Source organism: Sphingobacterium sp., assembly GCF_039596235.1.
Classification (GTDB): domain Bacteria; phylum Bacteroidota; class Bacteroidia; order Sphingobacteriales; family Sphingobacteriaceae; genus Sphingobacterium.
This window is the reverse complement of sequence record NZ_JBCNKE010000013.1, coordinates 50,218-70,557: the sequence shown is the minus strand read 5'-3', so window position 1 is coordinate 70,557 and position 20,340 is coordinate 50,218. Positions and strand designations below refer to the sequence as shown.

The 20,340-nt window shown below is 39.3% G+C and carries 20 protein-coding genes; 6 read left to right on the top strand and 14 right to left on the bottom strand.

The genetic code is table 11. The features are described 5' to 3' along the window. Window positions 1–11: 11 nt before the first annotated feature. The 6 genes from rpsR to ABDW32_RS22500 form a co-directional block, all read right to left on the bottom strand. A complete protein-coding gene (rpsR, locus tag ABDW32_RS22525; RefSeq protein WP_028071347.1) occupies window positions 12–275 on the bottom strand; it encodes a 30S ribosomal protein S18 in 264 nt (87 codons plus the stop codon). Next, entirely contained in the window at window positions 275–643 is a 369-nt protein-coding gene (gene rpsF, locus ABDW32_RS22520; protein WP_077437454.1) for a 30S ribosomal protein S6, read from the bottom strand. The genes rpsR and rpsF overlap by 1 nt, the downstream gene beginning before the upstream one ends. A gap of 145 nt (window positions 644–788) precedes the next feature. After that, window positions 789–1,667, bottom strand: a complete 879-nt coding sequence (gene dapA / locus ABDW32_RS22515; protein WP_077437453.1) for a 4-hydroxy-tetrahydrodipicolinate synthase — start codon at window positions 1,665–1,667, stop codon at window positions 789–791. Between the two features lie 37 nt (window positions 1,668–1,704). Continuing rightward, window positions 1,705–3,729 (bottom strand): NAD-dependent DNA ligase LigA, encoded by a 2,025-nt coding sequence (gene ligA / locus ABDW32_RS22510; protein ID WP_343566069.1) that lies wholly within the window; start codon window positions 3,727–3,729, stop codon window positions 1,705–1,707. A 120-nt stretch (window positions 3,730–3,849) separates the two neighbouring features. After that, window positions 3,850–4,881 (bottom strand): glycosyltransferase family 2 protein, encoded by a 1,032-nt coding sequence (locus ABDW32_RS22505; protein WP_343566068.1) that lies wholly within the window; start codon window positions 4,879–4,881, stop codon window positions 3,850–3,852. After that, window positions 4,878–5,744 (bottom strand): lysophospholipid acyltransferase family protein, encoded by an 867-nt coding sequence (locus ABDW32_RS22500; RefSeq protein ID WP_343566067.1) that lies wholly within the window; start codon window positions 5,742–5,744, stop codon window positions 4,878–4,880. The genes ABDW32_RS22505 and ABDW32_RS22500 overlap by 4 nt, the downstream gene beginning before the upstream one ends. Window positions 5,745–5,832: 88 nt before the next feature. Between ABDW32_RS22500 and ABDW32_RS22495 the strand changes: the two genes are divergently transcribed. Both ABDW32_RS22495 and ABDW32_RS22490 read left to right on the top strand, forming a co-directional pair. Next, window positions 5,833–6,444: a WbqC family protein gene (locus tag ABDW32_RS22495; protein ID WP_343566066.1), complete on the top strand. Its 612-nt coding sequence runs from the start codon at window positions 5,833–5,835 to the stop codon at window positions 6,442–6,444. Between the two features lie 66 nt (window positions 6,445–6,510). After that, window positions 6,511–7,197 carry an outer membrane beta-barrel protein gene (locus tag ABDW32_RS22490; protein WP_343566065.1) on the top strand — a complete coding sequence of 229 codons (687 nt, stop codon included), beginning with the start codon at window positions 6,511–6,513 and terminating at the stop codon, window positions 7,195–7,197. 5 nt (window positions 7,198–7,202) lie between these two features. On the opposite strand, the gene ABDW32_RS22485 is transcribed toward ABDW32_RS22490, so the two are convergent. After that, window positions 7,203–8,204 (bottom strand): YihY/virulence factor BrkB family protein, encoded by a 1,002-nt coding sequence (locus tag ABDW32_RS22485; protein ID WP_343566064.1) that lies wholly within the window; start codon window positions 8,202–8,204, stop codon window positions 7,203–7,205. 35 nt (window positions 8,205–8,239) lie between these two features. Then, window positions 8,240–10,006, bottom strand: coding sequence for a long-chain fatty acid--CoA ligase (locus tag ABDW32_RS22480; protein ID WP_343566063.1), 1,767 nt, complete (start codon window positions 10,004–10,006; stop codon window positions 8,240–8,242). A 168-nt stretch (window positions 10,007–10,174) separates the two neighbouring features. On the opposite strand from ABDW32_RS22480, the gene ABDW32_RS22475 reads away from it, so the two are divergent. Further along, window positions 10,175–10,675, top strand: coding sequence for a hypothetical protein (locus tag ABDW32_RS22475; RefSeq protein WP_343566062.1), 501 nt, complete (start codon window positions 10,175–10,177; stop codon window positions 10,673–10,675). Window positions 10,676–10,745: 70 nt separating this feature from the next. On the opposite strand, the gene ABDW32_RS22470 is transcribed toward ABDW32_RS22475, so the two are convergent. Continuing rightward, a complete protein-coding gene (locus ABDW32_RS22470; RefSeq protein ID WP_343566061.1) occupies window positions 10,746–12,491 on the bottom strand; it encodes a peptidase M61 in 1,746 nt (581 codons plus the stop codon). Window positions 12,492–12,750: 259 nt separating this feature from the next. On the opposite strand from ABDW32_RS22470, the gene ABDW32_RS22465 reads away from it, so the two are divergent. Together ABDW32_RS22465 and ABDW32_RS22460 are read left to right on the top strand one after the other, a co-directional pair. Then, entirely contained in the window at window positions 12,751–13,617 is an 867-nt protein-coding gene (locus ABDW32_RS22465) for an N-acetylglucosamine kinase (protein WP_077437438.1), read from the top strand. A gap of 11 nt (window positions 13,618–13,628) precedes the next feature. Beyond that, on the top strand, window positions 13,629–14,153 hold the full coding sequence (locus tag ABDW32_RS22460; RefSeq protein WP_343566060.1) for a glutathione peroxidase: 525 nt from the start codon (window positions 13,629–13,631) through the stop codon (window positions 14,151–14,153). Between the two features lie 180 nt (window positions 14,154–14,333). On the opposite strand, the gene ABDW32_RS22455 is transcribed toward ABDW32_RS22460, so the two are convergent. Together ABDW32_RS22455 and ABDW32_RS22450 are read right to left on the bottom strand one after the other, a co-directional pair. Further along, window positions 14,334–15,470, bottom strand: a complete 1,137-nt coding sequence (locus ABDW32_RS22455; RefSeq protein WP_343566059.1) for a serine hydrolase — start codon at window positions 15,468–15,470, stop codon at window positions 14,334–14,336. A gap of 33 nt (window positions 15,471–15,503) precedes the next feature. Beyond that, on the bottom strand, window positions 15,504–16,385 hold the full coding sequence (locus ABDW32_RS22450) for a LysR family transcriptional regulator (RefSeq protein ID WP_343566058.1): 882 nt from the start codon (window positions 16,383–16,385) through the stop codon (window positions 15,504–15,506). A gap of 198 nt (window positions 16,386–16,583) precedes the next feature. Between ABDW32_RS22450 and ABDW32_RS22445 the strand changes: the two genes are divergently transcribed. Beyond that, window positions 16,584–17,297 carry a methyltransferase domain-containing protein gene (locus tag ABDW32_RS22445; protein ID WP_343566057.1) on the top strand — a complete coding sequence of 238 codons (714 nt, stop codon included), beginning with the start codon at window positions 16,584–16,586 and terminating at the stop codon, window positions 17,295–17,297. 297 nt (window positions 17,298–17,594) lie between these two features. Here ABDW32_RS22445 and ABDW32_RS22440 read toward each other — a convergent pair whose 3' ends face one another. From ABDW32_RS22440 to ABDW32_RS22430, 3 genes are read right to left on the bottom strand one after another with little or no spacing between them, the layout of a single operon-like run. Further along, entirely contained in the window at window positions 17,595–18,050 is a 456-nt protein-coding gene (locus ABDW32_RS22440) for an NUDIX domain-containing protein (protein ID WP_343566056.1), read from the bottom strand. Window positions 18,051–18,086: 36 nt separating this feature from the next. After that, a complete protein-coding gene (locus tag ABDW32_RS22435; protein WP_343566055.1) occupies window positions 18,087–18,833 on the bottom strand; it encodes a hypothetical protein in 747 nt (248 codons plus the stop codon). A 52-nt stretch (window positions 18,834–18,885) separates the two neighbouring features. After that, window positions 18,886–20,031, bottom strand: a complete 1,146-nt coding sequence (locus ABDW32_RS22430; RefSeq protein WP_343566054.1) for a DEAD/DEAH box helicase — start codon at window positions 20,029–20,031, stop codon at window positions 18,886–18,888. Between the last annotated feature and the right edge of the window lie 309 nt (window positions 20,032–20,340).

The window sequence follows — 20,340 nt, the reverse complement described above, 5'->3', positions numbered from 1 at the left end:
TATCGTCCTCCTTATTTAATTGCATCAGCTAAGTAAGGTAACAAACCGATGTGACGAGCACGTTTAACAGCTTGAGCTACTTTACGTTGAAATTTCAAAGATGTACCAGTTAAACGACGAGGTAAGATTTTACCTTGATCATTTACAAATTTCATCAAGAAGTTAGCATCTTTATAGTCGATATATTTGATACCATTCTTTTTGAAACGACAGTATTTTTTACGGTTGTCCTCTACTTTAGGAGCAGTTACGTATTGGATATTTTCGTTAGCCATTAGTTTGCGCCCTCCTCAGTTTTAGTTTCAGCTTTTTTGTTGAATGCACCGCTACGTTTTTTCTCGTTGTAAGCTCTAGCATGTTTGTCTAAGCTTACAGTCAAGAAACGCATAATGCGCTCATCACGTTTGTATTCAACCTCTAATTTGTTAATTAATTCACCTGGAGCCTTGAATTCAGTTAAGTGATAAAATCCAGTAGTTTTTTTCTGGATTGGATACGCTAATTTTTTCAAACCCCAATTGTCTTCAGCGACAATCTCGGCTCCGCCTTCTGCTAAGATGTTTTTGAATTTTGCGATTACTTCTTTCGCAGCATCTTCAGAAAGCAACGGGGTAAGAACGATTACAGATTCGTACTGTTGCATTTGTTAATTAATTTTGTTATTTAAATTTCCACATTTGTGGAAGTGCAAAGGTAGGTATTATATTATTATATTGCAATGCCTTAAAATAAAAAAGTTTAGACCCCAAACGAGATCTAAACTTTTTTACAGCAAACATATCGATCGCCTAGTTCAATTTGTGCATTTCTTCAGCTATAGCTAACTGTGTTTTTTCACTGATGCCAACCAATGGAAGACGTAAAATGTCGTTACCGATACCTAATTTTTTAAGAATGTATTTGACACCGGCGGGATTTCCTTCCACGAAACAGAGGTCTGTTATCTGAAGTAGATCGTTATGTATTGCCCTCGCTTCGGTATACTTGCCTTCGGTACATAATTTTGCCAATGTGGCAACGCGTTGCGGATAGGCATTTCCAACTACAGAAATAATACCTGCAGCACCGAGTGCCATCATGGGTAGGGTCACTGGATCATCACCGGAGATCAATAGAAAATCAGCCGGTTTATCCCGTAAGATTTCGCTGAACTGGGCAAAATTGCCGGAGGCCTCTTTGATGGCTACGATATTCGCAAAATCATTGGCCAGACGTAATGTCGTTTGTGCGGTCATGTTGCTGCCAGTACGACCCGGTACATTATACAGTATAATAGGTAAAGGGGATACTTGTGCAATCGCTTTATAATGTTGATAAATTCCTTCCTGTGTCGGTTTGTTATAATAAGGCGATACGGATAAAATGGCACAGAAACCCGTTGGATCGAAAGCTTTGATCTGTTCTACAATCTCAGCGGTATTATTGCCACCGATGCCAGCGACCAAAGGGAGTCTACCGTTCACGCGCTTGACAGTGAAATCCCAGATACGCTTTCGCTCTTCTTTAGTCAATGTGGCAACTTCTCCAGTTGTACCCAAAGAAACCAAATAATCCATACCCTCGTTAATTTGCAAGTCAATAAGTTGGCCTAATGCCTCGAAATCAACAGATTCATCTGAGTTAAAAGGAGTGACCAATGCTACTCCTGCGCCGTGAAGCTCGTTCATCTTGTTTTTGTATTTATATAAATTTAATTAAAAAATCCTATTTGGAATGAATAAGCTCGAATAGATCTTTTTCATTAATCATGGGGATGCCCAGTTTCTCTGCCTTAGCTAGTTTAGAAGGTCCCATTTTATCGCCTGCAACCAGGTAGTTCAATTTTGCGGAAATGGAAGAGAGCATCTTTCCACCGTTGCTCTCGATTAGTTCTGCAAGCTGTTCTCTGGAATAATCTGCAAATACTCCTGAAATCAAAAACGTTTTTCCGCTGAGATTTTCGCTGGCCAGAATAATTTCTCTTTCCTCAATTTCAAGATTTAAACCATAATTCCTGAGACTAATGATCTGTTGTTGGTGAATGGGATTATCCAGGTATTCTTTGACACTAACAGCAATACGGTGTCCGATATCCGGTACGGCCTCGATTTCTTCTGTCGATGCCTGGGCAAGAGCGTCAATATTCTTAAAATGCTGTGCCAGTTTTTTAGCGATTGTTTCGCCGACATGACGTATCCCCAGGGAGAACAACACTTTTTCAAAAGGTTTTTCTTTTGATTTTTCAATGCCGGCAAGCATGTTATCGATAGACTTTTGGCCAAAACGTTCCAATTGCTGTAAGTCTTCCTGGTGATTCTTTAGACCGTAGATGTCAACAATAGTATGTAATAATCCTTTTTTGAAAAAGGTTTCTACGGTTTCATCGCCCATTCCCTCGATGTCCATCATTTTACGGCCAATAAAATGTTGCATTTTTCCGACGATCTGTGGCGGACATCCGGTTTCATTAGGGCAATAGTGAACGGCTTCGCCTTCCTGTCTAATTAATGCCGTTCCACATTCCGGACAACTTTCCGGGTAGACAAAAGCTGTCGTATCGGCTAATCTTTTTTCAAGGTTTACAGCAATGATTTTTGGAATGATCTCGCCGCCTTTTTCTACATAGACAGTATCACCTTGATGTAAATCCAATCGGGCAATTTCATTGGCATTATGCAATGAGGCACGTTTGACCGTGGTGCCCGCCAATAGTACAGGTTGCAGGTTTGCTACAGGAGTGACCGCACCTGTACGGCCCACTTGGTAGCTAATGCTATTGAGTGTTGTCTCAACACGTTCAGCTTTGAACTTATAGGATATTGCCCACCGTGGGTTCTTGGCTGTAAAACCTAGATCTTCCTGTTGTGCATAATCATTTACTTTGATCACAATACCATCGATTTCGTATCCGAGCTTATGTCTTTCGGTATCCCAATAGTCAATAAATTCAAAGACATCTGCCAGTGAACTGCATTTTCGTGTATGTTCACAGACAGGGAATCCCCAGCTTTTTACATGCTCCAAACTATTCCAGTGATCGTGAAATAAATTAGTCCTATTATCACAGTACAAAAAGTAAAGAAAACAGTCTAATGGTCTTTTTGCAACTTCTGCTGAATCTTGAAGTTTTATTGTACCCGAAGCAAAATTACGCGGATTAGCATAAGTCTGCTCCTCGTTCTCTTCGCGTTCTTTATTCAGGCGAAGAAAAGCCGATTTGTGCATAAATATCTCCCCCCGAATTTCAAACTGCTCGGGGTAGTCGCCGGCTTTGAGCCTGATGGGAATGGAGCGAATGGTTTTGACATTGCTTGTCACCAGATCACCTTGAGTTCCATCGCCACGGGTGACGGCTTTGCTCAATACCCCGTTTTCATACGTGAGGCTAATGGAAAGGCCATCAAATTTTAATTCACAGACATACTCAAACTGATCGCCAATGATCTTGCGGATGCGCTGATCAAAATCACAGAGCTCTTCCTGGCTGTATGTATTGCCCAGTGAAAGCATGGGCCAACGATGTTTTTCCGTTTTAAATTTAGAGGTGATATCTCCTCCAACACGTTGGGTAGGTGAGTTTGGGTCAGCATATTCTGGATATTGACGTTCCAGTGCTTCGAGCTCCTTTAATTTGAGATCGAAGTCGTAATCTGAAATAAGACTATTCGCCAATACATAGTATTGGTAGTTGTAATGATTAAGTTCTGCCGTTAAGTCTTTTATCTTTTTTTCAATATCCATTGCCAACATGTTGCAAAATTACAAATAAAAAGTACGTTTAAATAAAATAAATAAAGAATCTTATTGTAAAGACTGCCTTATTTTTAAAATGCGTTTTTGTGCATTTTACGAATCAAGACCTCAACTATCTTATTTGAAATCTTTTGGATTCAATTGGGAAAATTTATGTTTATTATTCGCGTAAAAATCAATAATAATAGCCTTGTTGTATTGTCCCGCCTGATTTTCTGTGGTCGTGTATTTCTTTCGTTTTCTAGCATTTTTAAAAATATTTAGGAAGAAATACTGATGTGCACGACTGACTGCCCAGGCATCTTTTGGTTTGCGGTCTATTAGAAATTTCAGCAATGCAGCCAAATCAAACCAAAAACGTAAGGAAATTACCCAAATTGCTTTACCCAAAGGTAAGTTCTTTTGCAACATAACCAGATTATTCCTGAAATTCAGGTAGGTCTTCTTCGGGTTGCTTGTGTTTAACGTGCCACCGCCTACATGATAAACCACAGATGTAGGACAATAGCCTATACCATAGCCCATCTTTTTCAGTCGCCAGCATAAATCAATTTCCTCCATATGAGCAAAAAAATCTTCATCTAGGCCATTGGCTTCTCTCCAGGCTTTTTGTCGGATAAAAAGCGCCGCTCCTGACGCCCAAAAAATTTCGGATTCTTGATTGTACTGCCCCAGGTCTTCCTCGACCTCATGCAAAATCCTTCCTCTGCAAAAAGGGAAACCGAAATAGTCTAGATAGCCTCCGGCTGCGCCGGCATGCTCAAATTGCCCTTTGTTATGATAGGATAAGATTTTGGGTTGTGCAGCTGCAATGCCGGGATTTCTTTCCATATAAGCAATCACAGGCTCTATCCAGTTTTGGCTAACCTCTACATCTGAATTTAACAGGACATAATAATCCGCATCTACGCGTTCCAGTACTTTGTTATAACCACCTGCAAAACCATAATTCTTGTCGTTTTCAAGGATGGTAATGGTAGGGTAGTACTGCTTGACAAACAGGATAGAATCGTCATCCGATGCATTGTCACCGATGACGAACTCAATATTCGGATAAGAACTGTTGTAAACGGAAGGTAAGAATTTCTCTAAGAAGAAACGACCATTCCAATTCAGGATGACAACAGCTACTTTTGGTAATTTACTCATTTTCTACGTTTCCTTTTCCAGCGATTATGTGACCAAAGCCAATATTCGGGATTTTCACGAATCATCTGCTCTGCAAAACGATTGTGCAAATCGGTTATCTCATGTTCCGCAAATTCGGAAGGGTCTTCCACTAGGGTGGAAAACTTACAGAAGTATTGCCCTCTTTTTTCTTTCCGTCCGATATAACAAAATACAACAGGGGCTTTGCTTATTCTTGACAGCCGCTCAGCTCCGGTATAAACCAGTGTTTCCTGATTCAGCCAATTGATAAAATAATCCGAATCCGAATATAATGGGGTCTGATCCGCGACCAGCATGCTGACATTGGGCTGCCCTCTTAATTTTACAATATGCCTGAGAATTTGTTTCATTGGAATCATTTCTGCCCCAAAACGGCCACGCATCGCATTGTATACCGTATCAATATCCTTGTTGTTTAATGGCTTGTATACAATTAACGTTGGGAAATCAGTGATCAAGCTCAAACGGTGTATCCCGAGTTCCCAGTTGGCATAATGTGAGGTTACTCCAATCACATTTTTTCCGGCAGCAAGGTGGCGCGTGAGTTCCTCTTCATTGTCCAGCGTCATTTTCCGTTTGACTTCTTGGGCCGAAATCGTTTTTAGCTTAATGGATTCCACCAGTAAATCCGGGAAAAAGCGGTAGAATTTTTTTGCGATTACCAGTCTTTCAGCCTCCGTTTTTTCGGGAAAAGCGTTCTCTAAATTTTGAAATACAATATTCTTTCTATATCCTATAATATAATAAAGGATATAATAAAGCCCATCGGAAATCAAATACAGAAACCAATAGGGGAGAAGAGAGATGATATAGATTAATGCGTTTAACGCTTTTTGTCTCATGCTATAGCTAAAATTCCCAGTTGTATTTTACAAATATCCTTAATTTAAGTTATTTTTGCGTCACTTATAACAAAAATCATCAGTTTTTATGGAATCGCAGTTATTACTTCCAGCATGTTATCTTCCGCCGATATCTTATTTTCATACCATTCAGGAGAATAATCTTCCTCTTGTTATTGAAAAATATGAACATTTTCAGAAACAGAGCTATCGTACACGGGCACGTATTGCCTCTGCCAATGGGGTACAGGATTTAATTGTTCCTATCCAACATGGAAATAAGGACCGCGTACCGATGAAAGATATCCGGATAAGTTATGAATTTGAATGGCAACGTTTGCATTGGTTAAGTATTCAGACAGCCTATAGAAGTTCTGCGTATTTTGAATATTATGAAGATGATTTTAGTCGTTTTTATCAGGAAAAATTCGATTATCTGTTAGATTTCAACATCGCACAGCTGGAGCTGATCCTAAAATCAATTAAGCTAAAAAGAACAGTTTCTTTCACCGAAGAATATGTGGCCAATGATTCGGATGCGATAGACTATCGGGAAATTATACACCCGAAAAAAGCGAGTATATTGATAGCTCCAAAAGAATATTATCAGGTGTTCTCGGATAAAAACGGGTTTTACCCGGATTTAAGTATTATCGATCTGCTGTTTAATCAGGGGCCACAGTCCAAAAGCTATCTCTAAATTATTTTAGATACCTTGAACATTCTGCGTTTAATATTGTTTTTATTCAATATTAAACGCTTTTAAATGAAAAGACTTTTTCTTGTTTTCATTCTGCTTCCGTTTTTTAGTATTGCTAGCTATGCCCAGGGGGGTGTGGATACGATCCATTATCGGAAAGTTTATTATTGGGGAACAACCGGAATGGGATTTCCCATAGGCAAAACGAAAGATATCCTTTCTCCAAAATTTTCAGGCAGTATTGGGCTGGATATTTCCCTTAAAAACCCTATGTTTTTTGTATCGCCCACTTTGTATACGCTGTCATTCAAATATAAACAGCGCTTACCTGACCCTGATTTTGCTTACCGTATTGAGGATGCAAATACAAACTTTTATACGCTGGCTTTTTCGGGCGGGGTGCGAAAACAGATGCGACGTTTGAATGTTTATGGTTTTATAGGGCCTGGAATAGGGCTGACCAGTGAGCCTCGTGCGAATGTGATGGCCGATCAGAAACTGGTCAAGATGGAGAGTATAAATCGTTTTAACCTGTCCAGTAAACTAGGGGCCGGAGCGGATTATAAATTCAACGGATTTTTCCTTGGGCTGGAGTTAGGTTATCTGCATAATTTCAGTAAGATACAGGATACTCCGGTCAATATTTTTACAATAATGGTCGGTCTGAAGTCAGATATCACCCAAATTGGTGATAAAGTCATCGATGTGATCGGGATAGACGGATCTATCAGCGGGAAAAAAGAAAAAAAATAATCTGATTATTTGAATACCCGGATGGTATCCCCGATATGGGCTTCTGCGTCGGAACCCATTTTCTTAACTTTTTCAGTTTGTTCAACAGCAACAGCAAAAGCAGATGGAACAATACCTGCACCAAATTTGATGGCATAGAACTTAGTGAACTCCGCCCCAAAATAAAGTATTGCGGCGGAGTAATAAATCCACAATAACATAATAATGATAGATCCTGCTGCACCATAAAAACTGGCGGTCGAAGAGAGGTTGAGGTAAAGTGAAATACCGTATCTGCCCAACATAAACAGTAGACCGGTGAAGATCGCTCCGCCGAGCATATCACGGAACTTCACCTTAGCATCGGGTAAAAACGAAAAGATAAATCCGAAAAGGATAACAATGACAGAAAACGTGATGCCCGTATTCACCCAGGAAATCAATGCAATTGGAATAATGGGGAAATAAGTCATAACCAGATTGGTCACCGCGACGATAACTCCATTGATCATCAATGATGCAATTAACAGGAAGCCTAAAGCGATAACGATGGAGAACGAAATCAGTCGATTGATAATCAATTTGAGCCAGCCCTTCTTGGGTTTGGGTTTTACTTTCCAGATATTATTTATGGAATCCTGAATATCAACAAACAACGTGGTCGAGGAAATAACCAGGGTAATAATACCCACTGTAATGCCTATATTGGATTTGTTCTCAAAAGTAATTTTTTGGAGATAAGATTGAATCTGCATGGTCACATCTTGGCCAAAAAGAACCATCACTTCATCCAGTACTTCATCTTGCGCAGAAGAACCGCTTTGGAGATGTTCACCATAAAAGAAACCGATGCACCAGATGACGATCATCAGCAACGGACCGATCGAGAAGATTGTATAATAGGCTAATGAAGCACTTTTTTTCATGCATTTGTCATCATTAAACCCGTTAAAGGCGTCCACCATGACCTGCCCAATATTTCTCCAGTATTCGAATGTAAATAAATCCCTTAGTGTAACGTGCTTCATAATCAGATTATCCGCTCCAATAATCGTGCAAATTGTTATTCCTGACTTTGTTCTGCATACAGTTTATCGATGGCAGCTTCGTTCTCTTTTAAAATAACTTTTCTTTTTAAACTCAATTTTGGGGTCAATTGACCTTCGTTTATTGTCCATTCTTTTGGCAGAAGTATAAACTTCTTGACAATTTCCCAATGGCCAAAGTTACCTGATAATCGGTTTATTTCCTCTTGATATTTTTGAATAACCTCAGGATTTTTGATAAGTTCTCCATTTGAACTGGCGGATATTCCCTTTTGAGCTGCCCATTTGGAAAGGACATCAAAAGCCGGTACGATTAGAGCGCTTGGAAATTTGCGGTTTTCGCCGATAACCATGACCTGACCAATCAGGGTGGATTCCATTAATTTGTTTTCAATGGACTGCGGTGCAATGTATTTTCCGCCCGCTGTTTTAAACATCTCTTTCTTACGGTCGGTGATTTTCAGGAAACCATCCGTTGTGATTTCGCCAATATCTCCGGTTTTGAAGAAGCCGTTTTCATCGAAAGCTTCTTTAGTTGCTTCCTCATTTTGATAGTAGCCTGTTGTGATGCTAGGACCTTTCACGAGGATTTCTCCATCTGAGGCGATTTTTACTTCAAGGTTTTTTAGTGGTTTGCCGACTGTTCCGAATTTTAGCCCATTGGGTAGATAGGAGTTCACGGCAATAACAGGGGAAGTTTCCGTTAATCCATAGCCTTCAAGAACCTTGAGGTCAGCGGCCCAAAATATACGTGCTAAACGCTCTTGGAGAGCTGCACCACCCGATACAATAATCTTAATATTCCCACCTAATGCTTCCTGCCATTTTGAAAAGATCAGTTTACGGGCAATACCCAATTTAATCGAATAAAGCAGGCCATTTTTGCCGGGTTCCTGATATTTTAGTCCTAAGTCTACGGCCCAGAAGAATAACTTCTTTTTGATTCCGGTCAGTGCTTTCCCTTTTTCTATGATCTTGTCATAGACCTTTTCCAGTACACGTGGTACGGTTGTAAAGACATCTGGTTTCACATCGTTGATATCGTTAACCACATTATCCAGGGTTTCCGAGAAGTAAATTTGAATACCCTTTGAATAGTACATATACACGACCATGCGCTCAAAAATATGGCATAGCGGCAGAAAACTAAGTGCCGTTTTGAAATCTTCACGTATCAGGTAATTGCAGGCTGTGACATTGCTGTAGACATTTTTATGCGACAGATAGACTCCTTTAGGACGGCCGGTGGTGCCTGAGGTGTAAATCAAGGTCAACAGATCATCTTCGGTAACACTGTCGCGATGTGAAGACAGATCGGTTGTATCTTGATTTGCAGTCGCTATCAACTCGGTCAAAGGGGTATGGCTTTCAATTTGGTCAAATGTATATACCCGGGGCTGTATGCCATGTTCTTTGATCGCCTGTTCAATGCGGGCAGTTAAATCTTTGTTGCTGACAAACAATACTTTGACATCCGAATCGTTGACAATGAAGGAAAGATCCTGCGTTGATAATGTTGGATAGAGCGGAACGGTTGCAAGCCCAATTTGATTGCAGGCAAAATCAACCAGGTTCCATTCGGGTCTATTACCGGACATTATTCCGACGCGATCCCCTTTCTTAAGCTCCAATTTTAATAGCGCCCGACTCAAGGAATCAATTGCATCTGTATATTCTTTGGTGGAGTAGGTTTTCCAGTTGCCACTGGAATCTCTGCCCGCTACCATAATGTCCTTTGCGTATTTTTCTTTATATATGGTTATAAAGTCAAAAATTCTGCCCATATCACGTGAGTTTATTTTGGTTATCACTATTGACTTAAATATAAAAAAAATATCAGAAATAAAGTTGGAGATATTGGGATTAATGTCATAACAAATTAAACATTGTGTCGTTATAGCTGTAATTGTTACTTTTGAAAGATATAAAGTAGTATAAAGCGTTCAATTTTTATGAGAAAAATATTTTTGGCTGTCGGTGGAATGCTGATGTTTGCTGCATTATCCAATAAAGCTGTCGCTCAGTTGGATAATAGAGGCGCTATTGGTGGGCGATTTGGTTCTGCGCAGGGGATTACTTATCGTCATACGCTAAATTCAAACCATGCGTTGGAAGGTATTATGAGTATTCAAAGCAATTCTGATTTTCGTCGGTTTCGTGTTGTCGGATTGTATGAGATTTACAAACCTTTAGCGACTGGTCTAAATTGGTACTATGGTTTTGGTGGAAGTGTCGGGTCGTACAAAGAAAAAGACAAAATTATAAATGGTCAACGTCAATCGTTTGATTCGCATCTTAATTTAAGTATAGACGGTATTGTCGGAATTGAATATAATATTCCACAGGCGCCGTTCCAGATTTCACTGGATGTAAAACCTTATTTTGATTTTCTGAATGAGTCCAGTATCAAGATATTTGATCCGATCGGATTTTCGGTAAGATATAAGTTTTAACATTAAAAGCGCGAGCAGAAATATATCTCTGCTCGCGCTTTTAATTGGTACATATTGATATACATCCGCTTTAAGCCATCCAGATTTTTCCCAGGAGCTCCTGCAGGAACGTCTGGTCTTTAAGTGGACGGATTTCATGGATCTTCTTGTTATTTCGTCTGATCTCAACAGGTATTTCTCGTACCAAGCCGTCTCTCGCAATCAGGAAATTCAAGATTTCTCCTTCTGTAGCATGTTGGATGATGAAATCGATTTCTTTGTCTTTAGGATCCAATCTGACGTTATTTATAGCAATTAATTCATCCCTGACATTTAGTCCCGCATCGTAGGCTCCGGTTCCTTTTTCAACGGTTGCCACACTGATGATACCCTCTACTTTGTTAGTGGTAATGCCCAACGTTAGGCTGTCGTTATCTTTGTTGGTATCCACGATTTCATATCCTACTAAGTTGAAATAAGCATTGTAATCGAGTTCTCCGTCCCGATGCGCGGCTTGGAATATATCATCCAGGGAGGTGCCTGCGATATGTTCCGCTAAACTCTGAAATTCTTTCTCTTCAAAACCACGGTCAAGTTTTAAGTAAAACTCTTCGTATGCAGCACGGATGATGTCGTCCAATTTAACTTTTCCCTCTGTAGCAGCGATTACTTTGATATCTAGCAGTGCAGTAAGCATAGCGCCTTTGTTATAGTAGGAGATGGCCGAATTAATGGCATTTTCATCCGGTCTATAATATTTGATCCAGGTATCAAAGCTTGAAGCAGCCGCTGACTGTATTTCATGCCCCGGACGGTTCAGTACAATGTTGAAATCATTGGCCAATAATGAAAGGTATTCCTTTTCATCGTAGAATCCACAGCGCTTGATGATTAAATTGTCATAATAAGAGGTAAAACCCTCCATGATCCACAACCCTGTGGTATAGTTTTCCGCGTCATAGTCAAAGGGACCTAATGCCTTGGGACGAAGCCGCTTTACATTCCACAGATGAAAATATTCATGGGCGACGAGGCTCAGATATGTTTTGTAACTATGTTCATTGCGATAAGCATTTCTCGAAGCACCCAGTACGGTTGAATTCAGGTGTTCAAGCCCACCACCACCGGATTGATAATTATGTGTGATGATGACGTAACGTTTATTGGGATTTGATCCCCAAATACGGGTCTCTTCTTCCACAATACGTGTAATATCCTTTGTAAGACGTTCTTTATCATAGCAACCGCCGCCCACCATAGCACATTCATGTTCTACTCCAGCAGCCTGGAACTTCCAGATATCCTGGTTGCCTACTTCAATCGGGCTGTCGTATAAAACGTCGAAGTTTGGCGCATGAAAAGTATGTTGCGTCAAGCGTTCAAGTCCCGTTGATATACTCTTCCAGTTTTCTTTCGGCACAATAGCAATCGTGGTAGGGATGTGGAGCGAACCTTCAAGGTATAGAAATGTTGCTGTAGGGACTATAAACGCATGATCACTGTCGAAAAAATTTGTACGGACAGAGACTTCGAAGCCATATACTGAATAGTGTACATCGATCTGATCCAAGGTATTCGTCGTAACACGCCAGGTATTCTTTGATATTTTGCTGAAAGGAACAGGATTTCCATCTGGGTCGACAGCTTTAAATCGCTCTACATTTTTTGCATATTCACGAATCAAATAGGAACCTGGTGACCAAACGGGCATTTTTAGATCAACATAAGGCTGGTTGAGTTTTTTTAGGCTCATCTTTACGTTAATGTAATGAGCTTGTACTTCTGGAAATGATACCTCAAAGTTTATTGTGGGTACATTTAAATGGTCACTATCCATGAAAAATAATTTTAGTATGCGCTTACAAAATTAAAAGTATCTTATGCTTAAATCAAACAAAAAAATGTTTTGTTGGTTCTTCAATAGTTTATGAAACCCGTTGAACTTTGATTGATTCAAAAAGTTTCATTGGATTGGCCGGATGCTACATAAGAAATCCAAGATACATATTTTCTTTAAGAATCGTCATTTCAGTTTGGAGGTAATTTTTGTATATTTGATACACTAGTTTATAAGGGGAAAATAATCAAGAATTTGTATGATCTTAGTTGTTGATAGTGGCTCGTCAAAGTCAGATTGGAAATTGGAATTGCCTGATAGTGCTCCTATTTCGTTCAGTACAAATGGACTCAATCCTTTTTTCGTTAATGAAAAAGAAATCACACGGGTTATTAAAGAAATACCTGAAATAATACCCTATGCCGATGAGGTGACAGAACTTTATTTTTTTGGGGCGGGCTGTATTACTCCAGACCGTCGTGAAATGGTTTCCAATGCGTTGACCCCTTTATTTGAAAATGCATATATCGCGGTAGAGAATGACCTGTTTGGTAGTGCGCTAGCCACCTGTGGTAATAAGAAAGGCTATGTAGCTACACTCGGTACAGGATCAGATCTGAGCTTTTTTGATGGTGAGGAACTTATGCCTTCCCACAATGGCAATGGTTATGTATTGGGAGATGAGGGTTCCGGTGCCTACTTCGGTAAAAAGCTCCTACGTTTATTTCTATACGGGCGTATGCCAAAAGATCTGAATGAGAAATTCGCCGTTAAATACCGGATAAATAAAGAGGTGGTTATAAAAAATGTCTATCAGAAAGAACGTCCAAATGCCTTTTTAGCCTCTTTTGCACCGTTTATGTCTGATAATATTACCCATCCATTTATTATTGACCTGGTAAAAAGTGGGTTCGAAGAGTTCGTTCAGGCATCTATTTTGACTTATGCCGATTATACACAGTATGAATGTCACTTTGTAGGTTCTATTGCCTACAGTTTTGATTTATTATTGCGTGAGGTGTGTGAAACACATCAGATCAAGGTCGGAACAATACTAAAATCACCTATTAACGAACTGTTCAATGCAGTATTGGAAAGAGAGAGTAACTCATTGTTAAGTCTATAAAATAAATAAATATGATTGTAGCAACTATTATGGTGTATATGTCAATGTTATTTGGCAATCCCGACATTTATAATTTCACTTTTAAAACGCTGGAAGGGCAGGAGGTGAAGATGTCCGAATTTAAAGGAAAGAAGATACTCATCGTTAATACCGCTTCTAAATGTGGTTTCACAAAACAGTACAAAGACCTGGAAGAGCTCCACAAGACATTTGGCGATAAGTTAGTGATCATCGGTTTTCCGGCAAACAACTTTGGACAACAGGAACCGGGATCTAATACGGAGATCCAAGAATTCTGTGAAAAGAATTACGGCGTGGATTTTTTGATGGCTGAGAAAGTGGAAGTAAAGGGAGATCAAATTTCCCCTTTATTTAAATATCTGACCACGCAGGATAACCCTGATTTTACAGGCGATATCAAATGGAACTTTGAGAAATTCCTGATCGACGAAAATGGTAAATTGGCCCATCGTTTTCGGTCAGCTACAAATCCATTAGACCCAGCGATTGTAAACTGGGTGGGAAATAAGAAATAAATCAATTAGATACTCAATAATAAATATGATACCCTCAAAAAGTTAGATACTATTTGGGGGTATTTTTATGGGTGAAAGACAGCGGGATGATTCTGATTGTGCTCCAACTGTTCTGCTTATCAAGCCTTTTTTTCGTAGTTGAAAAATAAAAATTGTGAAACTTTTTCACTGAATTTTAGGCTATTTTATATATGTGTCATATAAGGCCTGGATGCAGTCTTTCAATAGCGGATTAAACTCTTCACTATCAGGTATGTTGCAGCCATTGGTAATCACTACAAATCCATATTTTTCTGCAGGATTGAAAAACATGGCACTATATAAGCCATAGGCAGAGCCTGTATGCCCCGTTAATGTAATTCCTGGAATGACCGTGTCTTCATTCATCATGGCCAGTCCATATCCTGAATCCCTGTTGACAGCAGTTTGCATAATCTTCGCATACTTTTTATCCATTATTTTCTTTCCGTTCCCCATTCCATAGTTCATATGCATGAGCATATATTTTGCAAGATCGAGTGCCGATATTTTCATTCCGCCGGTCGGGGAGAGTGTAGGTGTTGTATACCCCAACTGATAAGCTGTAAGTTCATCCCTTCTTGGGGCATAGGCATTTGGTTCTTCTATAAAATTGGCTTTGTCATCAAATGAGTATAAAGGGACTAACTTGGTCTGATCCAGCGAATCAATACAATATCCACCATAAAGATGCAATGGCTTGAGAATGTTTTTGGAAATATAATTGTCAAAACGCATCTGTGTCAGCTTCTCCAATACGGCCCCTGCCATATTAAAATTAAGATTGCAATATTGATATTGGCTGCCTGGTGCATAAAGGTTGTATGAATCTTTCCAGTCCGGATTTTTAGATGGGTTGATTACATCCAGATTAAAATAGCCGTTTTTATCATTGATGCTGGAAGTATGGGAAAGTACCATCCGAAGGGTAATTTTTGCTTCGGGATAGTTTGGATTTCTAATCGGGAAACCGATGAGATCGCCGAAATCATCGTCTAGCGAACAGCGGCCCTGTTTTAGAAGTTGCATAAAAGAGGTCGCGGTAAACGACTTCGATATGGAGGCGATTCGGAAAATATCGTTGTCCTGTAAGGTGGTTTTGTCTTTTATGTTTTTGTAGCCGTAGTTCTTATGAAAGTCAATCTGGTTATTTTTGACAAGTACCACACTCAATCCTACTGCTTGATAGCGTTGCATGATTGCCAGCAATCTTTGATCGATTTCTGAAGCCTGCTGCCCAAATAATAGTACGGGGAGCAGCAATGTTAGTAGGAGGAAGGAAATGAAGGTCTTTTTCATGATATGTAAGCGAAAAAATAATCAGGGCTAATTTTAACTTTTATTGAATTTAAGATATTCTTTTTGAATACACTGAATAAATTCCCCAAGAGCACTATTCTTGCTTTTTATATTCGAAACAAGGATAACCTCTGTTTTACTATCGATGTCATCAAGTTTCAGCATTTTCAATTTTAGATGTGGATACTGTTTAATCGTCGATGCCGGAACAACAGCCAGGCCCAATCCCTGCGCAACGAGTTCAAGGATAGAGGACATGGAATTGCTCTGGTGTACAATCTTGGGTTCGAACCCCATACGATTGCAGGTGTTGATCGTCAAACGGTGGTATTCAGAAGCATATTTTTGATTGAATGAAATAAAATTTTCATTGAAGAAATTGATGTTGTTAAAGTCCACGGTAGTGGATCCCACAATAACCATTGGATCTTCAAACAGGGGAGTGATAAGGAGTTCGCTTGCGTAAATAGGCGCGCGCATAATGCCGAGATCCAGTTTTCCATTTTCCAATGCTGCTTTCTGTTTTTGAGTTGATGTTTCAAACAAACTGACCCGTAGGTAAGGGAATTTTTGCTGAATCTGTTTCAATACTGTCGCCAACATCTGCTTTGGTGTGGAACTGATATAACCTAATTTAAATTCACCTGAAATATTGTTATGGATCTGTTTAGTGATTGTTTTGCTATGCTCTAAATTTTGTAGGATCTCCATGACCTCATCCAAAAAGTATTTACCTGCTTCGGTCAGTTCTACTCTTTTGTTGGTCCTAAAAAATAGAATAACACCCAGCTCATCTTCAAGATCCTTGATTTGTCTGCTTAGAGGTGGTTGGGACATAAATAACCGCTCAGCAGCCCTTCCGAAATGAAGTTCCTCGGCCACTGTTTTGAAATAAATAAGATGTCGGATTTCCATTGATACTTTTTTGGTATGAATCGATGACAAAATAAATATTTTTAATGAATTTGGGTTAACCTTACCTTTAAATAATTAAAATTTATAGGCGATACCCATGTTCAGCATGCAAACAGCGCCGATGAAAATAACTTGGATACGCGAGGTATCCATCGCGTGATAATCGCGTATTTATGCACATTAAATAATTATTAGACTATGAATAAGGCAACATTACAGGAAATTGAAACGCGATTTGATCAGGATGTCGAACGGTTCTCCAATTTAGAAACAGGTCAGGCGACGACGCTGGATGCAGTGTGGAATATGGAGCTCATAACGGATGCAATTTCATCGCTCTATCCGAATCTGGAGAATGTGTTGGATATCGGCTGTGGCGCTGGTAACTACGACGTGAAATTGCTTCAGAAAGTCAGCACCAATCCGGATGTTACCTTGGTCGATTTGAGCCTACCGATGTTAGAACGGGCTAAAGAACGTGTCGGCGTACTTACGAATGGAGCGATCAATTTGATTAAGGGTGATTTTAGGGAGGTCGATCTACCCGAAGAGAAATTTGATGTTATCATCGCGACGGCGGTTTTACATCATTTGAGAGACGATCAGGATTGGGAGAGCGCATTTCGTAAACTTTTTAAACTTCTCAAAAAAGGGGGCAGCGTATGGATTTTTGATCTGATCGAACAGAATAGTACTGCTCTCCAACACCTAATCTATCGTGAAAAATATGGCGCTTATTTAATCAGCTTGAAAGACCAGGCATATCGTGACCATGTTTTTGCCTACATCGAGCACGAGGACACGCCACGGCCCTTGATCTATCAGCTTGAATTATTGGCAAAGGTCGGATTCAAAGATATCGATGTGTTACACAAGAATTTATGTTTTGCTTCTTTTGTCGCATTTAAGTAGTATTCTCATATGATAAAAACATAAAATAAATAAGGCGATACGGGGAGTATCGCCATAAAATCACACTAACTATTAAAAAACCTATAGGACTAGGAATTTACAAATTCAATAAACCAATGTCTGTTTGATATCGCTTCCCCTTCACTTATCCCGTCTGGTCGAGATATCAAAAAAATAATAAAATGTAATTATTAAGGTCAATACTTCAAAAAAACAAAGTATTTCCATTGGTTTACGTAAAGATATGTGTTTATTTTTTAAATACAAATAAAATTGACGAAAATTAAAAATTTATTATCATTTCACTGTTTTTAAGAACTCTGTCCACGCTACCTGATCAGTTTTAAACGTTAGATCTGCTATTGTAAGTTCGTGTAACGGAACCCAACGGAAAGACTGCCGTTTATTATCTTCAACTTTCTCGTTCGGATCAAAGTCAAATGCTTTGGTCGTCGTTCTGATCTGAATGCTTGATGTATTTTTTACCTGGTAGTAAATTGATATAATCTGGCTGTCGTTGAAGCTCGATTTCTCATAAAAATCAGTTGTATAAATATGCTTAACAACAGCAATGTCAAATGCACATTCTTCCTGGTATTCTCTGATTAAAGCCTCCAATAGACCTTCGCCATACTCTAGTCCTCCACCGGGGAATTTGGTAAATGAAACATTCTCCGTTCTTTCATCACTGATCAATACTTCCTGCTTTTCATTGATCAGTATCCCGTATACTCTTACGTTAAATGGAAACATTCTTTATTCTCTATTTGTAATAATCAATTTTTTCTTCTATAATGGCATAAAACCATTTTCAACCGCAAACTCATCCAATCCGATATAGGAATAATGTCTTGGCAGAAACCAGCCAATTGCCTCCATAATACTCGTAAATTCTTTCTCTGTTCTAAATTGATTGGCGACGATATTAAATACCAGGTCCTGAGATGCCTTTTCTTGGTCTTTATAATTACGTGCGATAAGCATAATTTTAGCATTCTTGACGCCATAATAATCCAAAAACTCACGAAGTTGTGCGCGCACCTGTTGAGGTAGGATTGTTTCCGATGGTTGACCGACTAAGATTTCTTCATCTTTACCAATTGTAGTTTGCTCCGTTTTTTGTGAAAAAATACTTTGGTCCGTGTAAAACTCTTCATTCAGAAAATAATTGACCAAATCGCCGTAGGTGAATATCCAATCTGGATTTTCATTTTGTGGATTAATAGCGATACCAAAACCTTTGGGTAGTACAAAATCCTTTAAACGGTTTTTGATAACAAAGGCCTGGAAATTCTGATCTTTGGGCACACTTTCCAGTTGGAAATAAGGAAATCCGTCCGGGCCGATGACTACTTCGGTTTCGGCGAGTTTCAATGTACACTCAGCGATGTTATTTAAGAAGGTATCGCGCCATGATTCATCCCGTTCTGCAAAGGGAACTTCCATCAGATTGTTGACGATAATGGTTTTTTCTAGGTCTCCTAACCGATTGTCGTTCGCATTGTTACTATCGTCAAATAAATGTATTGTACTCATCTTGGACTGTGATTTTGTTAATTGCAGGTAAAAGTAAAAGAATAATTATAATTTAACGACGTTTTCTTGATTTTGGTTGCCCTTTTCGGCTATTGTTCTGGCTGCTGGAAAGCATTTTTTCCCAACTCAGTAAAAAGGGGTGTTGATCGTCTATCTGTACTTGTTTACCTAGTGATAATTGTAGCTTGATCCATTTCTGGTTATCTTCGGCGTCACAGAATGTGATAGCCGTACCATCCGCCTGAGAACGCCCCGTTCTTCCAATGCGGTGTGTATATAACGCCGGCGAGTCCGGTACTTCATAATTTATAACCGCTTCCAGATCGGGGAAATCTACGCCTCTTGCCAGTAAATCCGTTGTAATCAATACCCTGTTTTCTCTACTTCTAAATTTGTTGATAATATCCTCACGTTGAGCCTGAGACTTATCACCATATAGGGCGAGAGCTGAAATGTTATTTCGACGAAGATCGGCTTCAATCCGTTCAACGCCATGTACTGTCCGTGTGAAAATAAGAACTTGTGATTTAATCTTATTTTCAAGCAGGTAACGGACTAGATTTTTCTTGTCATTTTTATCGACGTATAATACATACTCGGAGATTTTTCCTTTTTTTAATTGATTTTCTATCGTTATCTCTATCGGGTTTTTCAGTCTTTTTTGAATGATTTTATCCATTTCCACCGTACGTGTTGCGGATACGAAAATAGACTGTCTTTCAGCTGGTAGCGCCTGTATGATTTTATTGATTTCGATTGTAAAGCCCAGATCAAGCAATTGATCAAATTCATCAACGACTAAAGTGTCAACAGTTTTGAGACTAACAAGCTGTTGTTCCAGAAAGTCTAGTAGTCTACCGGGAGTCGCTAGGAGGAATTGCGCTTTAGGATAGTTCGCGAGTTGGCTTTCGTAAGTCCCACCACCATAAAAGCAGGCGATATCGAGACCTGTACCCGCGATCAGTTTAGCAATCCTGTCTTTCGTTTGGATACAAAGTTCGCGTGTTGGAAGCAGAATAAGTACAGAGGCATGTTCTCTTTTCCCCTTTTCCAATAAATGCTGTATGATCGGGATAGCGAAAGCTTCGGTTTTTCCAGTCCCTGTAGGGGCGATAGCCAGACAATCTTTGCCTGCTAATAGGGCAGGAATCACCTGCTCCTGGATAGCTGTAAGTACCGAAAGCCCTTGTTTTTCCATGTTGGAAAAAAGAAGCTTATTGAGTTGAAGTGCTGAAAAGTTCACAGTGAAAAAATAAAATTAAAAAGAAGATCTATCTCAATCTTGTGTTTGCTGTCTGATGAGAGAAGGAAAGTATAAATTTCTGATCCCTATCGCTAGACTTTAATCCCCGTATATAATAATTAAAAATCTACAAAAATTAGGAATTTTTCTCAAAAAGTACTAATTTGAGAAATTAGAATATTCTATTTCAAATACGAACCATTGATTGTCAATTTATTTGACAAACACCAATTATATAGAATAATATTTTTGTTAAATTTGTTG